Genomic DNA, 23,724 nt, shown 5'->3' with positions numbered 1-23,724 from the left:
CCGGTGCACGAACCGCTCATGCAGAGCGTCCAGCTCACCCGCCCACAACCTGACACCAGCAAGGTCCCCACCCATAACTGCATCAACGACCGAGCCTGCCACCAGTCACGCCAAGCACCGTTGCAGTACTAGCGGACCCCGCCCGCGACGAGGTCCGGCAGCACCCACACCCACCCGTTGCGACCGCCGTCCGCCGGTCCGCGACGGCAGCGGCTCGAACTCCGTTCCCAACAGGCGGTCCAGGGCCGATGCAACTACTGGGACAGAGCCCGCTCCACCGGTGCAGGGCGCGTACGGGAACGCGGCCCGGCCCTCGAAACCTGCCACCGCCGGTGGGGAACGGGCACACCCCTGGACAGGCCGTACGCGGCGTGGAGCGGCGTACGGGGACGGCCACCGCCCGGATCGTCCCCCGGACGGAGTCAGGCGAACGGCCGCCGTGCGTTTGACGCGCGGTACCACCCGGCGGAGCGTGGCATTACCTCCCCCTGTCGGCGCGGGGCGGCACGGAAGGCTGGTCGGAGATGGCGCGGAAGAAGTCCGGGACGGGCGGGAAGGCGAAGGCCGGCACGAGGCGACCCGAGACGGACGGGGACCGGAAGGCCGGCAGGAAGCCGGAGGCCGGTACGGAACCGGGCACGGCAGAGCGTCTCGCGCGCGTCGCGGAGTTCGTCGCTCCCCTGCGGGTTCCCCCGGGGAGCCAGGTGAACCTGGCCGAGGACTACGACCCCCGGTACAAGGCCCAGGTGAAGAAGAAGGACGGCCCCGGACTGCTCGCCTGGGGGGTGTCGCTGCTCACCGAGTACCAGGCGCGGCTCGCGGCCCAGGACACCTACGGAGTGCTGTTCTGCCTCCAGGCGCTCGACGCCGCGGGCAAGGACGGCACGATCCGGCACGTGATGAGCGGGATGAACCCGCAGGGGGTGACCGTCAGCAGCTTCAAGGTGCCGTCCGCCGAGGAACTGGACCACGACTATCTGTGGCGGTACGCCGAACGCCTGCCCGCACGAGGCGACATCGCGGTCTTCAACCGTTCCCACTACGAGGAGGTCCTCGTGGCCCGGGTGCGCCCCGAGGTCCTGGACCGGCAGAAGCTGCCGGACCCGGCGCGCGGCGCGGGGATCTGGGAGCGGCGCTTCCGCGAGATCAACGACTGGGAGCGCCATCTCACCGACAACGGCTTCAAGGTGGTGAAGATCTTCCTCAATCTCTCCAAGGAGGAGCAGCGCATCCGCTTCCTCAAGCGGATCGACCGTCCGGAGAAGAACTGGAAGTTCTCCGCCGCCGACGTCCGGGAGCGCCACCGCTGGGGCGACTACCAGCAGGCGTTCTCCGAGATGCTCTCGGCCACCAGCACCGAGTGGGCGCCCTGGTACGTCGTGCCGGCGGACCGCAAGTGGTTCGCCCGGGTCTGTGCCGCTGCCGTGCTCGTCCACACGCTCATGGAGATCGACCCACGGTTCCCCGCGATCGGTGAGCAGGCCCGCAAGGACCTGCAGACGGTCAGGAGGGAACTGGAGGAGGAGGCCCCGAAGGGGGCCGCCGCCGACCCGTACGCGGCGCGCCGCCGGGTCGCCGGGCCGGAGAGCTGAGCATGGCGGCACAACCGGGCCCGGAGCGCGGGAGGCCGTCCACCCCGGCCGGCGGACGGCCTCCCGCGGTCGAGGGCCCGGCCTGGTACTCCCGTACCCCCGAGGACGTCGCCTCCGCGCACGGTGTGGATCCCGCCGCCGGGCTCACGGCCGCCCGCGCCGCCGAACTGCTGGCCGCCCACGGCCCGAACGCGCTGCCCGAGGAGAAACCCGCCCCGGCCTGGCGGCGGTTCCTCGGCCAGTACCGCAGCTACATGCAGATCATCCTGGTGGCCGCGGCCGTCGTCTCCCTGGTCGTCCAGCAGTGGAGCACGGCGATCCTGCTGGTCCTGCTGACCCTGCTGAACGCGGTCGTGGGCCTGCGCCAGGAGGGCAAGGCCGAGAGCGCGATGAACGCGCTGAAGTCGATGATGAAGGCGACGGCCCGGGTACGCCGCGACGGCACCGAGTCCGAGATCCCCGCCGAACGGCTGGTCACGGGGGACATCGTGCTGATCGCCGCCGGGGACCAGGTCCCGGCCGACGGGCGCGTCGTGGAGGCCAGCGCCCTCCAGGTCGACGAGTCCGCGCTCACCGGTGAGAGCACCCCGGCGGCCAAGGACACCGGTACCCTGCCGGACACCCGGCTCGGACCGGGCGACCAGACGAACATGGCTTTCATGAACACCCCCGTCACCCACGGCAGCGGGGTGCTCGTGGTCACCGGCACCGGGGCCGGTACGGAGCTCGGCAAGATCTCGGGGATGCTGTCCGCCACCGCGGTGGAGGAGTCGCCGCTCACCCGGCAGCTCAACAATCTGACGCTGTGGATCGCCGGGGCGGCCGGCCTCACCATGATCGTGATGTTCGCCCTCGGCCGTACCCGGGGCCAGGCGTGGGACACGCTGTTCGTCAGCGGGGTCTCGCTGGCGATCGCCGCCATCCCCGAGGCCCTGCCCACGGTCACCCAGGTGATCCTCTCCGTCGGCAGCCTCAACCTCGCCAAGCGCAACGCGATCGTCAAGGAGTTGCCGTCCGTCGAGACCCTGGGCTTCACCTCGGCCATCAACGCGGACAAGACCGGCACCCTGACGATGAACCAGATGACCGCCGTCGAGGTCGTCACTCCCGCCGACCGGTACACCGTCTCGGGCACGGGTTACGGACTCCAGGGCCGGGTCCACCACGCAGTGGGATCTTCCGCCGGCATCGAGGACGCGATCCTGCCGTATCTGATCGCCAATGACGCCGAACTGGCGGACGGGGAGGTCGTCGGCGATCCCACCGAGGGCGCCCTCCTGGTACTCGGCCACAAGGCGGGGCTCGACATCGCGGCCACCCGGGAACGGCTGCCGCGACTGGCGACCCTGCCGTTCGACCCCGGCTACAAGCTGATGGCCACCTTCAACTCCGCCACCGACGCGCAGGGCCGCCCGGTGGTGCGCTGCTTCGTCAAGGGGGCCGCCCCGGCGGTCACGGACCGGGCCGCCACCGCCCTCTCGGACGGCACCGAACGTGTCTGGGACGAGGCCCTGAGCGAGCGCGCCCGCCGGGAGACCGAGCGGATGGGAGGCGAGGGGCACCGGGTGATGGCGGCCGCCACCCGGGACATCGACCCCGCGCGCTTCGACCCCGACGGAGACCTCCTCGCGCTGGTCACCGGGCTGCGGATGACCAGTCTCGTCGGCATGGTCGACCCGCCGCGCGCCGAATCCCGGGCGGCGGTGGAGAGCGCGCAGCACGCCCACATCCGGGTCCGCATGGTCACCGGCGACGACGTCACGACGGGCGCGGCCATCGCCCGGCAGCTCGGGATTCCCGGCGAGGCCGTCCTCGGCGCGGACTTCGCCGCGCTGCCGGAGCACGAACAGATCGACCGGATCGACCGGATCGGCGTCGTCGGCCGGGTCGCCCCGGAACACAAGGTCCTGCTCGCCGACACCCTGAAGAAGAAGGGCGATGTGGTGGCGATGACCGGGGACGGCGTCAACGACGCGCCCGCCATCAAAGCCGCCGACATCGGCATCGCCATGGGCACCGGCACGGACGTGGCCAAGAACGCGGGCCGGATGATCCTCTCCGACGACAACTTCGCCACGATCGTCTACGCCGTCGAGGAGGGCAGGAAGCTCTACGACAACCTCACCAAGTACATCCGGTTCGTCCTGCTGCTCCTGGTCGCGTTCGTCCTCACGTTCCTCGGTGCCGCGATCCTCAACATCGCCGCCGGCGAGCCCTTCACCCCGGCCCAGGTGCTGTGGATCCACTTCGTCGTGAACGCGCCCTTCGGCTTCGCCCTCGGCTTCGACCGGGAGAGCCCGGGCCTGATGCGGCGTACCCCGCGCCCCCGGGGCGAATCGGTCCTCACCCGGTCCCTGCTGCTGACCGTCGTGCTCAGCGGGTTCGCCGTCACCGTCATCCTGCTCGGGTTGATCAAGCTCGGTGAGGCGCGCTTCGGCAGTGTGGAGGCGGGCAGTTCCATGGCCTTCACGGCCTTCGCGCTCTGTCTGATCGTGGCGGCGTTCGAGTGCCGCAGTGAAACCGCTTCGGTTGTGACGACCGGCACGTTCGACAGCAGGCAGATGAACCGGGCTGCTCTTTCGGAGTTCGTGCTCGCCGTGCTCGTGACTCAGATGGATGCCTTCCGCCGGGTCCTGGGTACCACCCGGATCGATCTGCGGCAGTTCGGCTGGGCGCTGCTGTCCGCGCTGGTGCTGCTGGTGGTGTGGGAGCTGGCCAAGTTCCTCGCCCGCCGGGCGGGAGCGGGCGAGGAGACCCGTACGGATGGAGGCGGGACCGACACCGCCGTCGGGGCCGCCGAGGGCACCGGCGGCGGTACGGGCACGGACGCCCTCACCCCGTCCGGTGCGAGCGCCGATGGCCCTGGGCTCGGCGCCGGGGCGCAGTGACGTCGATCGCCGCCGGATTCCCCCTGGTTGTTGTGCGGACCGCGTCGCGCCGGGACTCACCGGTTCGGCCGCCACCGTGCGGATACCCCCGCACGGTACGTATGGTGCGGGCGGGGTTCGGCAGTCGTCGGGTGCTCCGGAGGTCACCTCACCCCGCGCGCCGCTCGTTGGCCGACTCGGTCGCGGCGGGGCCGCCGCGCATGAAGAGGGCGGTGAGGAGCCCACCGGCCGCCGCGATCGCCGCCGCGCCGACGAAGGCGGAGCCGAAGCCGTTGGTCAGCGCGGGCAGGTCGCCCGGCTTTCCGGCCCCCTGGGAGGTGGCGACCGCGGTCAGGGCGGCCAGGCCGAGTGAGGAGCCGACCTGGTAGGTGGTGTTGACGATGCCGGAGGCGAGCCCGGCCTCCTCCTGGCGCCCCCCCGGAGATCGCGGACATCATCGCGGGGATGTACGCGAGGGACATCCCGGTGGCGGCGACAGAAGCATCCGACCTGTGGGCGGGCTTCCGTGGCCTCGCACGCTCTACGGCCGGGTTTGTGCAGGAATGGCCAAGCGCTGTGTGCGGATGGGCAAAGACCTCCGGCCCCGGCCGCCTGAGAATGGGTACCGCAGCGCAACGGAGCATCAGGGAAAGGGGAACACGATGCGTGTGCGGCGTTTCGTTACGAGCGGGGTGTTGGGTGGGGCGATCGTTCGGGGAATCGCGGCGGTGCCGGCCACGGCAGCCGACAGTACGCAGCGGGCGATGCCGAGGGCGGGTCCCCCGGGCGCTGGGAGCGGCGGGTGAGGTCTGGTGGTCCAAGGTCCGTTTCGACCCCTAGGGACGAGTGGTCCGGCTCTTGGACGGAACGGAAGTACTGTGCGGCATGGGTCCGCAGCCGGTCATCGGTTGCGGACCCGTGTCATGTGCGGCCGGACATACGGTTGTCGGTGGCTCCCATGCCGGGCCGACGGCGAGGAGGTGCGGGCCGGGGTGCCAGGCTGACTTCCGTGACGGTCGCCTTGCGTCCGTGCGCCGAACAGCCCTGCCGGGGCGGAGTTTCACCCGGCTGCATGGTGCAACGGTCCGCGGTAGCGGATGGTGAGGTGCGTTCGTGGCCGTGATCCCGGTCGGCTTTGCCGTGAGTGCCACCGGTCCATGCCCGGGAGCGCCGTTCTGAGGGACCGTGCGATGACCCCGTCCGCCGCGGCTCATGTGCCGGTACCGTCCCGGAGTCCGGCCTTCGGTCCGGCGAGCGCTTGGCGCCGGTAGTCCCGGGGCGTGGTGCCGTAGGCGCGGTGGAAGAGACGGCTGACGTGCGCGCTGTTGGTGAATCCGCGCCGTGCGGCGAGCGCGGTGATCGAGTGCGAGTTCAGCCGAGGGTCGGTGAGGTCGCGTCGGAGGCGTTCGAGGCGCTGGGAGCGGATCCACGCGGCGAGGGACGGGCGCTGGTCGCTGAAGATCCGGTGGAGGTAATTGGCGGATATGTGGTGGGCCGCGGCGATGGCGCTGGGGGTGAGAGCGGGGTCGTCGAGGTTGCGCCGGACGAAGTCGCGGATCTCCGCTCGCAGCGCGTGCGGGCGGGCCTGTGGCTTCGCAGCCTCCTGGCCGGCTGTGTGGTGGTCGATCAGTGTCGTGAGCAGTTCGGTGGTGATGTCGGCCAGGGTGGGAGCGTCGGCGGGCTGGAACTGCGGGGCGAGAGTGCTCAGGTCGGCCAGCCAGCGTGCGAACACGGCGCCGATTCCGCTGTGCGCGGGCACGGCGGTGGCGGTCAGGTCTCTCAGCGTCCTCTGCGGAAGGGGCAGGCCGCGGCGGGGGAGTAACAGCACCAGTGAGCAGGGCGCGCCGAGATCCGCGGTGACGGTCCCGCGGTAGGGGCGCGAGCTGTCGACGACTACCAACTGCATGGGGCGCACGGACGTTTCCCCTTGACCCTGGGCGAAGGTGCCCGTGCCCTGGAGCAGGATATGGAACTGGAGGACCTCCGAGTCGTTCCCGCGGATGTGCTGGAGTGAGCGGTTCACTTCCAGGTGGGGGTAGGCGAGGGAGGTCACATGAAGGCTGCCGAGATCCAGAATCCGCATGCTTGCCCGGAAGTCGTCCCCCTGGTCACTCCTGAAGGAGTTGGGCACATGCCATCGGTCGGCTACTTCCTGGAACAGGGCGAACCGCTCCGGCCGGCTCACACTCTCCGTACTGAACTCCGTCACCAGCATCGCCGTCACCTCTGTGATAGGTCCGTCCCCCGTGACGACCGACAACAACGGGCCTTGTGAGAACCCGCACGATCGGAACCGAGGATGACCGCTTCATCCTTGACGGTCCATGCGCATCAGTCCACAACACTTGTCTTTCCGTGCACAACGGGCGAGTCACGGCCGGGACCGCTCCCTCGATCGCGTCAGCGCCGGTTCACCAGTCCGGCCCGGAGCCCTCTGACCAGGACGGGGCAACCCGGTCGCCCGAGGGATCCCGGACGGAGCAGACGCGGACGCCGTACGACTGCTCGGCGGGATTCCGCACGACCTCGGCCCCCGGCGTTCTCCCGCCCGAAGGCCCCGAGGCCGGCCGTGGCCGGGAGGGTGTTCGCGTAGGTGCCCTCGGCCGTCATCTCGGTGATCGTGCGGCGCTCGTCGCAAGCCGTCGCGGCCCCACAACGTTGCGGACCTCGGAACCGGGCGTGTCGGGGTACCAGGCGAGCGAGGCGTCCGGGCCTGCGGGGGAGGAGGCTCGCGTGAAGGGCGATGTCATGCCCTCACGCTAGACACGGCTCGGGCGCAAGCGCTTCTCCAATCCTGATCGCTGGGAAGTGGCCTGGGAGGGGCTGTCCAGGTCCGGAACACAGTCGCCCTCGCCGTGAGAGCGGGCCGTCGCCCACCGCAGGAGGCGCCTGTTCGGACGGCGAGCCGGGGTCGGCTGCGCCCTGCGCGGGCCGTGCCTGCAACCGGGCGAGGCGCGGGGCCCGGTGGGGCGTTCCCCGCGTCCGTTCCGTCCCGGTGTCACTGGTCGGGCATTCCCCCCGTGGATCCTGCGGCCGGTATGCGCCGATGGATGTCCTCCAGCATGTTCCGCATGGACACGGAGAAGATCTCGCCCTGGTGGGCGCCGATGAACGCGGTGTGCCCCATCACCTCCAGCATCACCAGGCCGTGCATGTGCCCCCACGCGCTCAGCAGGAGGGAGACCCCGGGGGGTGGCAGCGCGCCGAAGCCGCTCACCGGCAGCCGCTCCAGGTGTTCCCGCAGCGCGGGTGAGAGAGCGGGGGCGTCGGCGGCGTCCAACTGCGCCGTGGTGAAACCGCCCAGCAACTCCCGCTGGAAGATCGCGCTCATCCGGCGGAGTGCCAGGGTGGTGGAGCCTCCGGCAGGCGCCGCGTAGTTGCGCAGCGGGACGCCGTAGATGAGCTGGAACCGTTCGGGGTGGGTGACGGCCCACCGGCGGTAGCCCTCGGCCGCGACCACCATGCGCGGTACGGCCGGGTCGTCCGGCGTGCCGTCGACGGCCGCCTGTACGGCGTCGGCCAGATCGTCGTACGCCTTCGTGACGAGCACCGTGACGAGGCTGTCCCGGCTCGGAAAGTAGTGGTAGAGCGCCTGCACGGTCATTCCGAGACTGCGGGCGACCGCCCGCAGGGACAGGGAGTGGGGCCCGTGCTCGGTGATGTGGACTTCGGCGGTGCTCACGATCTCCCGGACGGCGACGGCCCGGCGCCGCTCGCGCAGGGAAAGCCCGGGCGATGCGGACGGTGCGGATTCGGCTGCGGTCATGCCGCGACCGTACGACGCCGGACCTGGCGGGGTCACTACAGAGTTCCCATGTGCAGGGAATCCGAACACTGTCAGATAAATTTCATACTGCTCAGACTTCCCTCGTCCTACCGCACCATCGGGCCGCCATCGACCTGATCGCGGACCGGCCGGCGGCAATCGCCCGCAGTCGTCAGCCTGTACGGACCGACTGACACGCCGACGGTCGGTCCTGTGTCCCGGTCGAAGCTGCGCGATGCCCGAACAGGGGCGGCCCTGAAATCCCTTCGCCCGTGCTCGCCTCGTCCGGTACGGTCGCGGGGTCGTTTTCACTGCTGGGAGCCCATGAGGTTCGCGTGTGGTCTCCCCGGCAGTTCCCAGGCTGAGAGCAGGTTCCGCTATGGCATGTCGTATCAGTGAGCTCGTGCTCGAATGCCGCGACCCTGAGGCGCTGGCGCGGTTCTGGTGCGAGGTTCTGGACTTCGTCGTGCTCGATCGCGAGGACGACGGCTCGGTGGAGATCGGGCCGCGCGAAGGGTTCGGTGGTCCGCAGCCGACGATCATCCTCAGTCCCCGGGATGAGCCGGAGGAGGGGAAATCCCGGCTGCACATCGACGTCAACGCCACCGACCGCGATCAGGACGCCGAGCTCGAACGCCTTCTGGAGCTGGGTGCGCGCCCGGCCGACATCGGCCAGACAGGGGAGGAGCCGTGGCATGTCCTGACCGACCCCGAAGGCAATGAGTTCTGCCTCCTCAAGGCCCGCCTCAACCCACTCTGATGCTCATCGGGCACGCCGCGGCACCAGGTACCCGGGTCTGCCGCAGCGGTACGCCCGGCGGGTGACGGCTCTGCCGCGTCAGAAGGTTCTCGAAGAAGACGGGGCAGAGGATGTCGAGAACGGCCTGGCCGCTCCGTCCCAGGGGCAGACGCGGCCACCGAGGCCGTACCACACCAAGGAGACCCAGCATGACGATTCAGCGGATGGACAACGTCCTCATCGTGGTCGACGACCTCGACGCTGCTGTTTCGTTCTTCGTCGAGATCGGCATGGAGCTGGAGGGCAAGGCCCCGATCGAGGGACGTTGGGTGGAGCGTGTCATCGGGGTCGACGACGTACGCCAGGACATCGCCATGCTGCGGACGCCGGACGGCCACGGCCGAGTCGAGCTGGCCATGTTCCACACGCCGAAGGCGATCAGCCCCGAGCCGAGGGACGCACCGGCGAACACGCTGGGCATTCGTCGCATCATGTTCGCCGTCGACGACATCGAGGACGTCGTTGCCCGCCTGCGCACCCACGGCGCCGAACTCGTGGGCGAGCTGGCGCAGTACGAGGACAGCTATCGGCTCTGCTACGTCCGCGGCCCCGAGGGCATCATCGTCGGGCTGGCGGAACAGCTCGGCTGAAGGCCGCCGAAGGGACCGCGCGGTCCGCAGCACCTGCTCGCCGACGCGAAGCGGGAGCCGGACGACACCCGCGACGACCTGGAGGAATACGTCGCTGACAACCTCGGCAAGGACGGCGGAGTCCGGATCGTCGACGACGCCGGAGCCGATCGCGGCGTGCACCGGCGCAAGGCGCCGGGCCGTCGCGCGGGCACTCGGCGAGCCCCTGGTCCGTGCTGGGCTTCCCGGTTGCCCAGTAGCCCCGGGGGCGTAGGCAGCCGTCGGCCGGGCAGGCAAGCCGCCTCATGAAGGCGGCTTGCCTGCCCTTTCGGGTGACTGGCCGTCTGGTCCCGGGGTGCGGGACGTCCGCGTACACCCGAGCCCCGACCCCGGGCCGGCCAGGAGCGCGCCGGACTGAGAGCCGGCCCGGGTGCCCCCGGCCTTTCCCGTGCGCTCATCACCGCGACGACGGTGTCCTCGCCGGTGCCGGTGATGTCCGGGACGGCCGGGCCCGGCCGGAGGGTGGCCGGCGCCCGTCCTTGGCAGACCTGGCATCGGCCGACCTGCGCCGCTGCCGTGCCGCGGTCCCGTACCTCGGGTGGGCGGCCGGGGACATCAGGGTGGCGGGCCGTGCGGTCCGCCCACGGCCTACCGGTCCTGGGTGAACCTCGCCAGCACATTGCGGGTGACCCGGGCCACGTTGTTGTCGAAACCGTTCCAGGCGAGGCTGCCCGCCCAGCAGATCGATCCCGTGGAGAAGACGGCGCCGCCCCCGTCGATCTCGAAGTAGGTGAGATCGGAGCGCACCAGCTCGTTCTCCGTGCCGCCCTGGCCCGGCGCGGTCATCAGCAGCTCCTCCTGGGTGATCTGGTAGCGGTCGTCCAGTCCGGTCGACGTCGCCAGGCGGAAGGCGTTCGCGGGCGTCCCCAGGTCGAAGCCGAATCGGTCGACCTCGTCGCCGGCCGCGCCGCCCAGCACATAGCCGAAGTCCCCGATCACCTCGTCCGCCGCGATGCCGTCGAAGACGAAGGCGACGGACTCGTCGTGGCTGTCGTCCAGCCGCCGGTACCCCGCGGCCTCACCCCAGCCCTGCGCGGCCATGCCCACACCCACCAGCTGCTGCGGCACGTATCCGTTGAAGCGCCACAGACCGCCGCGGTCGCCGCTCGCGCTGTGCACGAGCTCGCCGGGGGGCGAGTCCCAGCACCTGGTTCCCGAGTTGCCCCGCCGGACCTCGATGAGGTGCGGTCGGTCCTCGAATGCGCTGGTGACCCAGTAGAACCCGTTGCCGCCCAGGTACATGAGCCGTCCGCCGTCGCCCAGGTACGCGGTCAGCGAGTCCATCATGTCCCGTGTCCAGTACTCCGGGTGGGAGCCCGTCACCAGGGTCTGGTACCGCGCGAGGAGTCCGGGCCCCTCGCGGTGCAGGTCCTCGTCGAGGGCCACGTCGAAGTCGTACTCCTCGCCCAGGGAGCGCAGCCACCCGAGGATGAACAGGTCCGCCGCCAGGTGCCGTACATGGCCGGACAGCCAGTTGTGGTAGTGCGGGCGGAGGTTCAGCACGGGGCGCAGCCGGGACGAGTAGGCGACACCGCTGCCGTCCGTATGCGTGTCGTACAGCGACTTCCCGACCTCGTCGTGGCGCACGATGAACTCGTCCTGGGGCGCGAGTGCCATGTCGTGGACCATGAAGTCCTCTTGCAGACCGGACTCGAACAGCCGCTCGTTCGCGTACGCCTGGTACGTGAAGCTCGGCACCAGGAAGAGCACCTTCGCGCGGCTGTTCTCCGGGCGGCGGACGAAGAACGGGATGTGGTCCACCTCCTCGCCGGCCCGCAGCCGCAGTGCGTAGGCCCCGGGGGGAGTGCCGGCGGGCACCGCCCAGGTCAGCGACGGCCGCCACCCGGCGTCCTCGATGTCGTCCTCGTGGAAGTGGACCGCCGCGTAGTGTGCGGGCGCGGAGTGGAAGTCCGCATGCCGTCCGTTCCAGCGGCTGCTCGTCACACCCCGCTGCGGTGCCTGGTGCAGCGTGCCGTGGTAGTTGTTCCCCGAGAGGTCGTGCAGCCGGCTCGACGAGAAGTCCCTGCCGAGGTCGTAGTCGGCCACCAGAGCAGTCGGCCGGACCGTCCCGCCGATCTCGGCGGCCTGCACCTCGGCCGGGTCCAGTACGCGGCCGTAGCAGCGAGGGTTCTCGATCTTGCCGTTGAAGTGCCTGTCCAGGTACGGCCGGCCGTCGATCACGGCCGGTGCCGCGGCCAGATACGTCCGGGCGGCCCGGGCTCCGGTGAAGTCCGGCGCGGCGGACGTTTCGGCGGTGTCCCGCTGGACCCGCCGCTGCCAGCCGCTCGTCTGGGCGACATACAGCCGTGCCCGGCCGCTCTCCCCGTCGTGGTCCGCGCTCACGAAGAACCAGCAGCCGGACCGCAGTTCCACGTCGGAGACCAGGCGGACGTCACCGGAAGCGCCGTGGAGGGTGAGGGCGAGCCTGCCGTCGGTGCCGATGGCCAGCTCGACCGAGTGCCCTCGGCCCTCCCCGTCCCCGTCCGCGGAGTCGCCGGAGTGGAAGAGGACCTGCTCGTGTGCGGCCTGCGGCATGGTGGGCAGGAAGCGGAGCTGAACGCTGAAGGCACCGCCGGCGAGCCAGTGCTCCGGAAGCGGCAGCGTGGCGTACGAACCGGTGTCGGTGTGCTGGACGGTGCCCGCGTGGACGCCGTCGCAGTCAGCCCCGACCTCCCGCACCGGGAGTTCCGTCGACCGCGGGTCGGTCATGCCCCCGAGCAGTTCCACGATCTCGGCCCGGTATTCGGGGCGATTCGTGCTGACGTGGAAGGTGACCGGCTCACCGGGGCGTGCGCTCCAGCGGTCGGCGTATCCGGTGATGTTGAGGATGTCGCCGTTCTCGTTCAGCCGGAGGTAGGCCTCGTCAGGCTTCGACATGCTCCAGCTCTCCCTTCTTGCCGTGGGCGGTCGCGTAGAACTGCTCCACCCGTGGATCGATTGCCTTCCGGCCCGCCGCCAGCGTCATGATCGTGCCGACGACGGCGCTGAGCGCGATGCCGACGGGGCTGACGAAGTGGTACGGGAAGTCCGCCAGCAGCGCGATGACGACGTACACGACGCCGACGGCCAGCGAGCCGAGTGCCGCCTCGGTGGTGAAACGCTTCCAGTACAGGCCGGCCAGGATCGGGAAGGCGAGCAGGGCGGTGAACACGGAAACGTAGGTGAGGACGAGGAGGATGTTGCCGACGAAGGTGAGCGCGAACACCAGGGTCGAGATGCCGAGCACCAGGAACACGACGCGGCTGGACTGCACGTAGAACCGGTCGGTGCGCTCGCGGAACACGTACCTCTTGAGCAGGTCGTTGACGACGATCGACACCGCGGAGTTCCAGATCGCCACCATCGTGCTGATTCCGACCAGGAGCAGCGTCACCAGCAGCAGGCCCTGGATGATGGGCGGGGTGTACTCCAGCACCAGCCTCGGCAGCGCCTCCTCGGGCTTGTCGAGGCCGGGCATGACCACGCGGCTGAACATGGTGGCCATCGCGACGAGCGCGTACAGCACCACGATCAGGACGGTGTTGACCAGCATCGCCCGGTAGGCGACCCGCTCGTTGCGCGCGGAGAAGATCCGCTGTCCGTACCACGGGGCCGCGACGTAGAGCATGATGTTCTGGAAGCACCACGTCAGGATCGCGGCGAACCCGAAGTTCTCCAGATCCCAGATGGGTTCGAACGACAGGTACTCGGGGTCGAAGACCTTGCTCAGCTCGCCGAAGCCGCCCGCGTTGGAGTATCCGACGTAGAAGATCACCGGTATGAAGACGAGGATCATGACGTAGGCCACGATGTCGAACGAAATGGCCGTCATGAAGCCGCCGGCCAGGGACAGGACCAGGCAGAGCAACGTGATCACGATGACCGTGGTCAGCGGTTCCACGCCGAGCAGTACCGACGCGACCACCGAGAGGCCGGCGAGGTAGGTCGCGGGCGCGATCCAGGTGAAGGTCAGGGTGACGACGCTCGCCAGCGCCCGGGTGGTCTCCGCGCCTCTGCCGTGGAAGCGGCGCTCGAAGAACTCGGCGATGGTCGAGATCTGCAGGCGCCGGTAGGGCTTGGCCACCGTCCAGGCGTAGATGCTGAAGACGAAGACGAAGATGAACGACGTGTACCAGAGCCCCACGGTGCCGTAGAGATAGGCGACCGAGGCACCTCCGATCAGCGTCGCGGTATTGAACTCGGCCGCGCCCAGAGTGGCGACGAGCGCGAGGAAGCCGGTGTTGCGCCCCGCCAGGTTGTAGTCCTGGTAGCTGTTGATGCGCCGGTAGGACCGGTAGGCGAGATAGATCAACAGGGCGGTGAACGCGATGGTCATCGCGTACTTCTCTGTCACAACACTCCCTAGTTCATGTCGTGCCTCCTCAGCGGGCGCCACTGCCACGGAGGCGGAAGCGTCTCGTGCCCGGACGCCCAAGGCGCTGGGAGTGCGTGGGCCGCAAGCCCGATGAAGACTGGTTCTGACTGCAAACGTGGTTTTCTGTGAGTTCCGATGGTCATGTTGACTGTCCCTGTGGTGATTGACAAGGCCTTGTTCGTTTCGTGACCAACTCGACCTCGTCACTCTGTGCGGAAACCGCTGTTCACACATGGCCAGGCAACGGCGAGACACGGCCGTGGGGCTCTCTGGGTGCCCGGAAGTCTTGACTGGCATGACCGCGGCGACCAATACTTCGGCTCAGAAGGCCATACTTCGCCACAGGAACGGTCTGAATATGCTCTCAGTCGAGCGGCACGCCCTTATCTCGCAGGCGATCCAGGAAGGTCGCGTGGTGTCGACTGCCGAACTGGCGGACACCTTGCGCGTTTCCGCCGAAACCATCCGCCGCGACTTCGCCGAACTGGAGGCCAAGGGGCTGCTGGTACGAGTCCGCGGCGGCGCCACCCGTACCGATCACCTCAGCAACGAGCCGTCGTTCGGGGAGCGCTTCGGAGCCGCCGCGGAGGCGAAGTCGGTCATCGGGAAGCTCGCCGCCGGACTCGTCCGGCCCGGACAGACGGTGGTCATCGACGTCGGCACCACGGCGATGCACGTCGCCCGCGCCCTCGCGGGCAACTTCACCGGCGTGGTGCTGACGTGCTCGGTGCTGGCCGCCAACGAACTGGCCGAGGCCACCGGCATCGAGGTCCACCTCAGCGCCGGCCGTATGCGCCGAGGCGACCTCGCGCTCTCCGGCCCTCTGGCGCAGAGATTCTTCGAGGACGTCTACGCCGACGTGGCGTTCCTCGGCTCCGGCGGGGTGCACGACGAGGCCGGGCTGACCGACTTCCACCTCGACGAGTGCCATGTCCGACGGGTCATCATGCGCAACTCGGCGATGACCTATGTGCTCGCGGACAGCTCCAAGCTTCAGCGCGTCGCCCCCTACCGGGTGGCACCGCTGGAACAGACAGGCGGCCTGATCACCGATCGGCAGCCGCCCGGGGAGCTGACCCGCGCCCTCACCGGCGCGGGCGGTCGCGTCATCTGGCCGGGACACCTGCCGGACGACGCTGGCGGAACCGGCCGGCGGTACGAGAGCATCGCACCCGGCCCCGCGGACAGAGGCGGCCATGACCGCCATCCCGGCGACCGGGCAGGCGACCTCAGGCACCAGGCCGACGGTGGGGGACGCCGCTGAGACGGTCCACGGCGCGGCCGAACCCGGCTCCCGTCCCGGCGGCGGAGCCGCGCAGGGCGGGCGGAGTTCCGCTCCGGTGAGCCTGACGCCGTGGTCGGTGGCGGTGGCGTCGCGCGCTGTGCGGTGCCGCCGACTCGCGGAGCGATGGGGCAGGGTGCGCGGGCAGGGCCGGGACGTCCCCGGCGTAGGGCGCGCTCCTCAGCCGAGAGGGTTGGTGCCGGGCAGCGCACCTTCCATGTCCGTGATCTCGCCCCAGCGTTCGGCGACCTGCTCGATGGTGGGTACGAAGTCGAAGGAGGCGCCCCGGGACCGGTACAGCCGGGTGCGGTGCACCTCGCCGCCGCCCGCCACGACGACCGTGCCGCTGTCGGTGCACTCCTCGGTGAGCAAATGGCCCACGACGGGTGCCACGAACGCGGGGTCCAGCTTCCCCTGCAGCTCGGGCGGGGTGACGTCCTCGGTCATCCGGGTCGATGCGAGCGGCGCCACGGCGTTGGTCAGGATGTTGTACTTCGCGCCCTCCACCGCGAGGGTGTGGGTCAGCCCGACGAGACCGGCCTTCGCCGCACCGTAGTTGGCCTGGCCGAAGGAGCCGTAGAGCCCGGAGGTCGAGGTGGCCATCACCACCCGGCCGTACTCCTGCTGCCGGAAGTACGGCCACACGGCGCGGGTGACGTGGAAGGCACCGAAGAGGTGGACATGCTGGACCGCCTCCCATTCCCCGGCGGTCATCCTGGCGAAGGACCGGTCGCGCAGGATGCCCGCGTTGCTGACCAGACCGTGCACCGTGCCGAAGGCGTCGACCGCGGTGCGGACGAGCGCGGCGGCGCCCTCCTCGGTGGCCACGCTGTCGTAGCTGGCGACGGCCTCGCCGCCGGCCCCGCGGATCTCGGCGACCACTCCGTCGGCCATCGTGGTGCCGGAGCCCGAGCCGTCGCGGGCGCCGCCCAGGTCGTTGACCACGACACGCGCTCCGGCCCGGGCCAGCAGCAGGGCGTACGTGCGGCCCAGGCCGCCTCCCGCGCCGGTGATGACGATCACGCGGTCCTTGACTCCAGGCATCTGTCTTCTCCCTCGGTGGGTGGGGTGGGTCTCGGCGGGTACGGGGACGGTTCGGCACCGACCTCCGGTGCCCGGAGCGGGGCCTTGCGCGGGGCCGTCGACAACCGTGGAGGGGTCGCTTCGGTCCGTACGCGCCGAGGCGTCCGCGGCCGGGGCCGGTCGCGGACACAGCGGCGGACCTCCGGCGGGGGCTCGTGTCCGGAAGTCCGGATGCCGCGGGGGTTTTGATGGCCGCCGCAGGCGCCGAAGCGTCTGCTCCGAGGGCCGGTCGGCCGTCCCGGAGGGCGTCGCCGGGGGGTTCCGTACGACCGGTTCGGACCATCCCCACCGCAGGGCGACGGCCTTCGCCGGATCGTCGGTGCGCTCCTCTAGTACGCGCGACGGCTCTTGACGCGGCGTCAGGGCAGCGGCTCCAGGCGGCCCTCGGTGATCGCCTCCAGCAGCTTGAACCGCTGCACCTTGCCGGATGGCGTGATCGGCAGCTCCGGGACGTGGAACCAGTGCTGGGGCACCTTGTACGGGGAGAGCGCCGCGCGGCAGTGCGCTTCGAGGGCGGCGCGGACTCCCGGGGCCGCCGCTTCCCGCAGCCGGACGGCCACGCCCACCGTCTCACCCCACTTCTCGTCGGGTACGCCGACGATCGCGGCCTCCAGTACGGAGTCGTGCTCGACGAGACACGATTCGATCTCCGCGGGGGCGATGTTCTCGCCGCCCCTGATGATCAGGTCCTTCAGACGCCCGGTCAGGGTGATCACTCCGCGTTCGTCCATCGCGCCGAGATCGCCTGTGTGCACCCAGCCGTCGGCGTCCACGGTCGCTGCGGTCGTCTCCGGGTCGTGGAGGTACTCCAGCAGCTGCTGGTAGCCGCGGGCGCAGATCTCCCCGGGGACGCCGAGCGGCTGGACGGCGCCGCTCTCCGGGTCGACGATCTTGCAGTCGACCTGCGGCAGCGGTCTGCCCACGGTCAGCACGAGGTCGTCGTGCGAGTCGGAGCGCCGGGTCATGGTGAGCACCGGGGCCAGTTCGGTCTGGCCGAAGAGGTTGTGGACGGTGGCGCCGAAGGTCCGCTCGGCGCCCTCGATCATGACCCGGGGCACATTGGCGGCTCCGCCCATCGCGGTGCGCAGCGCGGGCGCCGGCTCGTCCGAGGTCCGCGCGGCCTCCAGCAGCGCGCCGAGGATCATGGGGACGTAGAACAGCACATCGGCGCCTTCGCGGCGCATCAACTCCAGGACGCCCCCCGGCTCGAAGCGCTCGACCAGGGCGACACAGCCGCCCAGCCAGAGCGGGCCGAGGGTGGAGATCACGCACCCCGCGGTGTGGAACATCGGCAGCGGGTTCACGCACATCGATCCGGGCGCGACCTCGGCGGTCTCCAGGGTCAGCTTGGCGACGTTGACCAGCGACCGGTGCCGGAGGAGTACGCCTTTGGGGAGGCCGGTGGTGCCCGAGGTGTACTGGAGCATCGCGGGGGCGTCCGGGTCGACCGGTGCGAGGGCCCCGTCGGGGTCGGTGCCGTCGAGCCAGCCGTCCCATCGCGACAGGCTGATGACATGGCGCAGCCGGGGGCAGTCGGCGCGTACCGAGGCGACGGCGGCGGCCAGGTCGTATTCACGGCTGCGGTCGGCGTGCAGCAGGACCGTGGCTCGGGAGTGGTTGAGGGCGTAGGCGAGGTCGTGCGGACGGAGAACGGGGTTCAGGGCGACGAGTGTCACCCCGGCGAGCGCGGCCCCGTACTGGATGACCGGCCACTCGACGACGTTCGGGGCCCAGACGGCGACGAAGTCACCCGGGCGCGCGTCGCGCAGCAGGGCGTGGGCGACGCGTCGGGCTTCGGCGTACAGCTCGGCGTAGGTGAGCCGTCGCTCGGCGCCGGTGCCGTGGGCGGTGCCGATCAGGGCGGGGGAGGAGGGCAGTTCGCGGGCGCGTTCCTCCAGCAGGGAGCCCACGGTGTGGTCGGTCAGGGGGACGCTCTCGTCCCGGGACCAGAGGGACTGTTCGATGCGTCTGCGCGGTGCTCGGGGTGTCGTCGAGGGGGATGTCGTCACGGCTCAACCTCCATTGGCTGATGGCTCGTGGGGGCGCCTTGCGTACCTGGCGCGGCACGGACTTTACCTAAATTAGATTCGAAAACCACCCTCCCGTGCAGGGAGTGTCACGGGCGGAACCGCCATCGAGCGGCGGCCTACTGTCAGTTTTAAATCTATGTTAAATTCAGAAATCGGTGCCGGGCAACCCAGCGAAGGAGTCTCACCATGGCCGAGGCATACATCGTCGACGCGGTGCGGACGCCGGTCGGCAGGCGCGGCGGCGGCTTCGCCGACACGCATCCGGCGGACCTCGGCGCCCATGTGATCGCGACCCTCGTGGAGCGCGGCGGCTTCGATCCGGCCGCCGTCGACGACGTGATCTTCGGCTGTATCGACGCCATCGGCTCGCAGGCCGGTGACATCGCCCGGACCTGCGCGCTGGCCGCGGGGCTGCCGGAGACCGTCCCGGGGGTGACCGTGGACCGGCAGTGCGGTTCGTCCCAGCAGGCGGTGCACTTCGCCGCCCAGGCGGTCATGAGCGGCACGGCCGATCTCGTGCTGGCCGGCGGTGTACAGAAGATGAGCCAGTACCCGATCCTCAGCTCCTTCGCCGCGGGCGAGCCGTACGGGGCGAGCGACCCGTGGACCGGCTCGAAGGGCTGGTACGCGCGGTACGGCGATCAGGAGATCTCCCAGTTCGCCTCGGCCGAACGGATCGCGTGCGAGGAGAAGCTGACCCGCGAGGACATGGAGCGGTTCGCGCTGGAGAGCCACCGCCGTGCCCTCCACGCACGCGACAGCGACCGGTTCGACGCCGAGATCACCCCGTTCGAGGGCGTCAAGCACGACGAGGGCCCGCGCGCGGACACCTCCCCGGAGAAGATGGCCGCGCTCAGGACCCTGGTCCCGGGCGGCCTGCTGACGGCGGCCGTCTCCAGCCAGATCTCCGACGCCTCGGCCGCGCTGCTGATCGCCTCGGAGCGGGCGGTACGGGCCCACGGCCTCACGCCCCGCGCACGGATCCACCATCTCTCCGCCCTCGGCGCCGACCCGGTGAACCTGCTCGTCGCCCCGCTGCCCGCAACCCGCCGCGCACTCGACAAGGCCGGTCTGACCACCGGCGACATCGACCTGTTCGAGGTCAACGAGGCGTTCGCCAGTGTGGTCCTGGCCTGGCAGCGGCACATCGGCGCGGACCCCGCCAAGGTCAACACCAACGGCGGCGCCATCTCGTTGGGCCATCCGCTCGGCGCGTCGGGCGCGCGGATCATGGTCACGCTGCTGCACGAACTGGAGCGCACCGGCGGCCGGTACGGGCTCCAGACGATGTGCGAGGGCGGCGGCATGGCCAATGTGACGGTCATCGAGCGGCTGGGCTGAGGCGATGGAGCGCGGCCTGTTCACCGAGGACCACGAGCAGTACCGGGAGACGGTACGGGAGTTCCTGACCCGCGAGGTCGTACCGCACCACGCCCGCTGGGAGGCGGAACGCTGGATCGACCGGGACGTCTTCGCCCGCGCGGCGGAGCAGGGCGTCTACGGACTCCAGATCCCCGAGGCGTACGGAGGCGCGGGCGAACAGGACTACCGCTACCGCATGGTGGCGGCCGAGGAGATCGCCGGGGCGCACGCGCTGTCCTTCGCGGTGACCGTCTCGCTCCAGGACGACCTCGTACTGCACTATCTGCTCGATCTGACCACCGAGGAGCAGAAGCGGCGCTGGCTGCCGGGGTTCGCCCAGGGGCGGCTCATCGGGGCCCTGGCGATGACCGAGCCGGGCGCCGGCAGCGACCTCCAGGGCATGACCACGTACGCGCGGCGCGAGGGCGGGCACTGGATTCTCAACGGGCAGAAGACGTTCATCAGCAGCGGGATCATGGCCGATGTGGTCATCGTGGCCGCCCGGACCGGGTCGGCCGGCGGGACGGAGAACCCGGGATCACCCGGCTCCGGGGCGAAGGGCTTCAGCCTCTTCGTGGTCGAGCGGGACATGCCCGGATTCAACCGGGGACGCAAGCTGGAGAAGATCGGCCTGCCGGCCCAGGACACGGCGGAGCTCTTCTTCTCGGACGTACGGATCCCGGCGGCCAACCTGCTGGGGACCGAGGGGCGGGGCCTGCACCATCTGATGAGCCATCTGCCGCGCGAACGCCTCGGGGTCGCGGTGAAGGCGATCGCGAACTGCCGGGCGGTCTTCGAGGAGACCCGGCGGTACTGCTTCGAGCGGAAGGCGTTCGGGCAGCCGATCGGCGACTTCCAGCATGTGCGGTTCGAGCTCGCGGAGATGGACACCGAGATCGATGTGGCGCAGGCGTATGTCGACCGCTCGGTGCTCGCGTTCAACGCGGGCACGCTCAGCGCGGTGGACGCGGCCAAGGGCAAGTGGTTCGTCAGCGAACTCCAGAAGCGGGTCATGGACCGCTGCGTCCAACTGCACGGTGGCTACGGCTATATGACGGAGTATCCGGTGGCACGGGCCTTTGTCGACACCAGGGTCCAGACGATCTACGGCGGGACCACCGCCATCATGAAGGAGATCATCGGCCGCGACCTCGCCCGGCGGTCGGGAACCGGCTGACGGACACGGGGCCATGGCCCGCCCTCCCGATCGCCCGGGCCGACGGCCCCGGCGGTAGTGAAGGGGAGGGCCTCCGGCGGGGCCGCCTGCCGCGAAAGGCTCGCCGTGCCCCGTACCCGGTACGGGGCCGGCCGACAGGGATGCTCCGCGTGGTTCTCCCGAGCCGGGAGCGCCGCGGGCCCCTGGGGCCCGTGGGCAGGACCCGCGCCGCTCCCAGCCGGTCCTCACCGCCACCGACGCTGGACTCGGGTCACCAGCCGGAGTGTGCCGTCGTGTGCGCGCGGGCCGGGATCCGCCCTGCGGCCCCCGGCCCGGACACGCTTCCGGCGGGGGCCTGTGGGAAGGCTCCGGTGTTGCGGGCGACGGTCCGTCCGGGGCTGTGGGGCCGTGAGGAGACGTCAGTCCGTCAGGCCGCCCCGTCGTACCAACTGCTGGACGATGACGTTGCGCTGGATCTCGTTCGTGCCCTCGCCGACGATCATCAAAGGCGCGTCCCGGAAGTAGCGCTCGACGTCGAACTCGGTCGAATAGCCGTATCCGCCGTGGACCCGGACAGCGTTGAGGGCGATCTCCATCGCGGTCTCGGATGCGAACAGCTTCGCCATCCCCGCCTCCATGTCGCAGCGCTGTCCTGCCTCGGCGCGCTCGGCGGCGTACAGGACCAGTTGGCGCGCGGCCGTCAGCTTGGTGGCCATGTCGGCCAGATAGTTGCCGATCGACTGGTGCTGCCAGATCGGCTTCCCGAAGCTCTCCCGCTCCTGTGCGTAACGCAGGGCGTCCTCCAGCGCGGCCCGGCCCACACCGAGGGCGCGGGAGGCGACCTGGATACGTCCCGTCTCCAGGCCCTTCATCATCTGGGCGAAGCCCCGGCCCTCGACCCCGCCGAGGAGCGCGGTGGCGGGAACGGCGCAGTCCTCGAAGACGAGTTCGCAGGACTCGACCCCCTTGTAGCCGAGCTTCGGCAGATCGCGCGAGACCGTCAGCCCCGGCCCGTGCTCGACCAGCAGGATGCTGATGCCCCGGTGCGCCGGGGTGGCCCCGGGGTCCGTCTTGCAGAGCAGGGCGATCAGCTGGGAGCGACGTGAGTTGGTGATCCAGGTCTTGGAGCCGTTGACGACATAGCGGTCGCCGTCCCGCCGCGCCTTGGTGGACATCGCCTGGAGATCCGAGCCGCCACCCGGTTCGGTGAGCGCCATCGTCGCCCGTACCTCGCCGGTCGCCATCCGGGGCAGATAGCGCTCCTTCTGCTCCTGCGTACCGAACTCCAGCAGCAGCTTGGCGACCACCGTGTGCCCGCCCATGGCCCCGGCGAGGGACATCCAGCCACGGGCCAGTTCTTCCGTGACCATGGCGTAGCAGGGCATCGAGACCGGCGCGGCGCCGTACGGCTCGGGGATCGCGAGCCCGAAGACCCCGAGCTGCTTCATCTGCTCGATCAGCTTCTCCGGGTACGTGTCGGCATGCTCCAGCTCGCGGACGACGGGCCGGACCTCCCGGTCGACGAACTCGCGGACGAGTGCGACCACTGCCCTCTCTTCCTCGGAGAGAACGGCCATGGGGACTCCTTTGTCTGGGGTGTGAGGGCGGCGGAACCCGCCCGTCGGGTCACGTGGATACCGGCTGCCGGGATCAGGTCTGCACCGCCGCGCCCGAGGAGATGAGCTCCTCGGCGTCCGCCACCCCCCATGTGGCGAGCACCTCGGCGGTGTCCCGGCCCGGCGGAGGCGGCGGGGAAGCCGGTGACGGGGGAGTGCGGGAGAACCGGGGCGCGGGCGCCGCCTGTACGGTTTCGTTCCGCTCCACCAGCGTTCCCCGTGCCTGGAGCTGGGGATGGGCGGCGGCGTCGCGCAGGCTCACCACCGGGGAGACACAGGCGTCCGAGCCGGCGAAGACGTCGGTCCAGTCGGCCTGGGTACGGCTCAGGAACGCGTGCGCCAGCCGTTCGCGGAGGGCCGGCCAGCGGCTCCGGTCGTGCTGAAGGGCCGGATCCTCGTCCACCTCCAGCAGCTCCAGCATCACGCGGTAGAAGCGGTTCTCCAGGGCGCCGACGGCCATATGGCGGCCGTCCATCGTTGCGTACACCGTGTAGAAGGGGGTGCTTCCGTCCAGCAGGTTCGTCCCCCGCGCGTCCTGCCACTGCCCGCTGGACATCAGCGCGTGGGTCCCCGTGAGCAGATGGGCGACCCCGTCCACGATGGCCGTGTCGACCACCTGTCCCCGTCCGCTGCGCGCCGCCTCGTGGAGTGCGGCGAGGACACCGATCACCAGATACGCGCCACCGCCGCCGAAGTCGCCGACCAGGTTGAGCGGGACGGCGGGCGGCCCGTCCGCGTCCCCCATGGCGTGCAGGGCACCGGTCACCGAGAGGTAGTTGATGTCGTGTCCGGCCGTGCGGGCCAGCGGCCCGGTCCGGCCCCAGCCGGTCATCCGCCCGTAGACCAGGCGGGGATTGCGCTCCAGACAGACTTCCGGACCCAGGCCCAGCCGCTCGGCGACACCGGGGCGGAACCCCTCGATGAGGACGTCCGCCGCGGTCACCAGCGTCAGGGCCGCCGCCACCGCCCGAGGCCGCTTCAGATCCAGGGCGACCGACTTCTTGCCCCGGTTGAGGAGATCCTTGTCCTCCACGCCCGGGAAGAATTCGCCGCGACCGGGCCGGTCGACGCGCACGACCTCGGCTCCGAGGTCGGCGAGCGTCATGGCCGCGAAGGGACCGGGTCCGATCCCGGCCAGTTCCACCACGCGGCAGCCCGCCAGGGGTCCAGTCGTCACCGTGTGCCGTC

At 70.4% G+C, this 23,724-nt stretch carries 15 protein-coding genes and 1 pseudogene; 7 read left to right on the top strand and 9 right to left on the bottom strand.

Translation table 11 applies throughout. The features are described from left to right. Positions 1-524 precede the first annotated feature (524 nt). Both ACFYT4_RS26590 and ACFYT4_RS26585 read left to right on the top strand, forming a co-directional pair. The gene (locus tag ACFYT4_RS26590) at positions 525-1,592 is read left to right on the top strand and encodes a PPK2 family polyphosphate kinase (RefSeq protein WP_389274021.1); all 1,068 of its coding nucleotides are present in this window, start codon (positions 525-527) and stop codon (positions 1,590-1,592) included. A 2-nt stretch (positions 1,593-1,594) separates the two neighbouring features. Further along, positions 1,595-4,480, top strand: coding sequence for an HAD-IC family P-type ATPase (locus ACFYT4_RS26585; protein WP_389274018.1), 2,886 nt, complete (start codon positions 1,595-1,597; stop codon positions 4,478-4,480). A gap of 148 nt (positions 4,481-4,628) precedes the next feature. Here ACFYT4_RS26585 and ACFYT4_RS26580 read toward each other — a convergent pair. The 3 genes and pseudogenes from ACFYT4_RS26580 to ACFYT4_RS26570 form a co-directional block, all read right to left on the bottom strand. Next, positions 4,629-4,956 (bottom strand): annotated as a pseudogene (locus tag ACFYT4_RS26580) (MFS transporter); the annotation flags it as partial. 713 nt (positions 4,957-5,669) lie between these two features. After that, positions 5,670-6,674, bottom strand: a complete 1,005-nt coding sequence (locus ACFYT4_RS26575) for a helix-turn-helix domain-containing protein (RefSeq protein WP_389274015.1) — start codon at positions 6,672-6,674, stop codon at positions 5,670-5,672. A gap of 783 nt (positions 6,675-7,457) precedes the next feature. Further along, positions 7,458-8,225, bottom strand: coding sequence for a TetR/AcrR family transcriptional regulator (locus ACFYT4_RS26570; RefSeq protein WP_389274012.1), 768 nt, complete (start codon positions 8,223-8,225; stop codon positions 7,458-7,460). Between the two features lie 379 nt (positions 8,226-8,604). Between ACFYT4_RS26570 and ACFYT4_RS26565 the strand changes: the two genes are divergently transcribed. Further along, a complete protein-coding gene (locus ACFYT4_RS26565) occupies positions 8,605-8,985 on the top strand; it encodes a VOC family protein (RefSeq protein ID WP_389274009.1) in 381 nt (126 codons plus the stop codon). A gap of 188 nt (positions 8,986-9,173) precedes the next feature. Further along, positions 9,174-9,614, top strand: a complete 441-nt coding sequence (locus ACFYT4_RS26560; protein WP_389274006.1) for a VOC family protein — start codon at positions 9,174-9,176, stop codon at positions 9,612-9,614. 627 nt (positions 9,615-10,241) lie between these two features. On the opposite strand, the gene ACFYT4_RS26555 is transcribed toward ACFYT4_RS26560, so the two are convergent. Beyond that, complete coding sequence (locus ACFYT4_RS26555) at positions 10,242-12,530, bottom strand: N,N-dimethylformamidase beta subunit family domain-containing protein (protein ID WP_389274003.1); 2,289 nt, start codon at positions 12,528-12,530, stop codon at positions 10,242-10,244. Next, positions 12,517-13,986, bottom strand: coding sequence for a sodium:solute symporter (locus ACFYT4_RS26550; RefSeq protein ID WP_389274000.1), 1,470 nt, complete (start codon positions 13,984-13,986; stop codon positions 12,517-12,519). The genes ACFYT4_RS26555 and ACFYT4_RS26550 overlap by 14 nt, the downstream gene beginning before the upstream one ends. Positions 13,987-14,365: 379 nt before the next feature. On the opposite strand from ACFYT4_RS26550, the gene ACFYT4_RS26545 reads away from it, so the two are divergent. Further along, entirely contained in the window at positions 14,366-15,271 is a 906-nt protein-coding gene (locus tag ACFYT4_RS26545; RefSeq protein WP_389273997.1) for a DeoR/GlpR family DNA-binding transcription regulator, read from the top strand. Positions 15,272-15,469: 198 nt separating this feature from the next. Here the strand turns inward: ACFYT4_RS26545 and ACFYT4_RS26540 are convergent, their stop codons facing one another. Both ACFYT4_RS26540 and ACFYT4_RS26535 read right to left on the bottom strand, forming a co-directional pair. After that, positions 15,470-16,333 (bottom strand): SDR family oxidoreductase, encoded by an 864-nt coding sequence (locus ACFYT4_RS26540; RefSeq protein WP_389273994.1) that lies wholly within the window; start codon positions 16,331-16,333, stop codon positions 15,470-15,472. Positions 16,334-16,731: 398 nt separating this feature from the next. Beyond that, positions 16,732-18,381, bottom strand: coding sequence for a class I adenylate-forming enzyme family protein (locus ACFYT4_RS26535; protein WP_389273991.1), 1,650 nt, complete (start codon positions 18,379-18,381; stop codon positions 16,732-16,734). Between the two features lie 207 nt (positions 18,382-18,588). Between ACFYT4_RS26535 and ACFYT4_RS26530 the strand changes: the two genes are divergently transcribed. Next, entirely contained in the window at positions 18,589-19,743 is a 1,155-nt protein-coding gene (locus ACFYT4_RS26530; RefSeq protein ID WP_389273988.1) for an acetyl-CoA C-acetyltransferase, read from the top strand. A 4-nt stretch (positions 19,744-19,747) separates the two neighbouring features. Beyond that, a complete protein-coding gene (locus ACFYT4_RS26525) occupies positions 19,748-20,941 on the top strand; it encodes an acyl-CoA dehydrogenase family protein (protein ID WP_389273985.1) in 1,194 nt (397 codons plus the stop codon). A 398-nt stretch (positions 20,942-21,339) separates the two neighbouring features. On the opposite strand, the gene ACFYT4_RS26520 is transcribed toward ACFYT4_RS26525, so the two are convergent. Both ACFYT4_RS26520 and ACFYT4_RS26515 read right to left on the bottom strand, forming a co-directional pair. Next, a complete protein-coding gene (locus ACFYT4_RS26520; protein ID WP_389273982.1) occupies positions 21,340-22,497 on the bottom strand; it encodes an acyl-CoA dehydrogenase family protein in 1,158 nt (385 codons plus the stop codon). A gap of 73 nt (positions 22,498-22,570) precedes the next feature. Next, a complete protein-coding gene (locus ACFYT4_RS26515; RefSeq protein ID WP_389273979.1) occupies positions 22,571-23,713 on the bottom strand; it encodes a CaiB/BaiF CoA transferase family protein in 1,143 nt (380 codons plus the stop codon). Positions 23,714-23,724 lie beyond the last annotated feature (11 nt).

Origin of the sequence: Streptomyces sp. NPDC004609 (assembly GCF_042873655.1) — a bacterium.
Lineage (GTDB): Bacteria > Actinomycetota > Actinomycetes > Streptomycetales > Streptomycetaceae > Streptomyces.
This window is presented reverse-complemented; position numbering and strand designations above follow the sequence as displayed.

What these genes read in the sequence shown, in the direction of transcription:
- ACFYT4_RS26590 (WP_389274021.1), top strand. Translation starts at nt 525, where the DNA reads ATGGCGCGGAAGAAGTCCGGGACGGGCGGGAAGGCGAAGGCCGGCACG.
- ACFYT4_RS26585 (WP_389274018.1), top strand. Translation starts at nt 1,595, where the DNA reads ATGGCGGCACAACCGGGCCCGGAGCGCGGGAGGCCGTCCACCCCGGCC.
- ACFYT4_RS26575 (WP_389274015.1), bottom strand. Translation starts at nt 6,674, where the DNA reads ATGCTGGTGACGGAGTTCAGTACGGAGAGTGTGAGCCGGCCGGAGCGG.
- ACFYT4_RS26570 (WP_389274012.1), bottom strand. Translation starts at nt 8,225, where the DNA reads ATGACCGCAGCCGAATCCGCACCGTCCGCATCGCCCGGGCTTTCCCTG.
- ACFYT4_RS26565 (WP_389274009.1), top strand. Translation starts at nt 8,605, where the DNA reads ATGGCATGTCGTATCAGTGAGCTCGTGCTCGAATGCCGCGACCCTGAG.
- ACFYT4_RS26560 (WP_389274006.1), top strand. Translation starts at nt 9,174, where the DNA reads ATGACGATTCAGCGGATGGACAACGTCCTCATCGTGGTCGACGACCTC.
- ACFYT4_RS26555 (WP_389274003.1), bottom strand. Translation starts at nt 12,530, where the DNA reads ATGTCGAAGCCTGACGAGGCCTACCTCCGGCTGAACGAGAACGGCGAC.
- ACFYT4_RS26545 (WP_389273997.1), top strand. Translation starts at nt 14,366, where the DNA reads ATGCTCTCAGTCGAGCGGCACGCCCTTATCTCGCAGGCGATCCAGGAA.
- ACFYT4_RS26540 (WP_389273994.1), bottom strand. Translation starts at nt 16,333, where the DNA reads ATGCCTGGAGTCAAGGACCGCGTGATCGTCATCACCGGCGCGGGAGGC.
- ACFYT4_RS26530 (WP_389273988.1), top strand. Translation starts at nt 18,589, where the DNA reads ATGGCCGAGGCATACATCGTCGACGCGGTGCGGACGCCGGTCGGCAGG.
- ACFYT4_RS26525 (WP_389273985.1), top strand. Translation starts at nt 19,748, where the DNA reads ATGGAGCGCGGCCTGTTCACCGAGGACCACGAGCAGTACCGGGAGACG.
- ACFYT4_RS26520 (WP_389273982.1), bottom strand. Translation starts at nt 22,497, where the DNA reads ATGGCCGTTCTCTCCGAGGAAGAGAGGGCAGTGGTCGCACTCGTCCGC.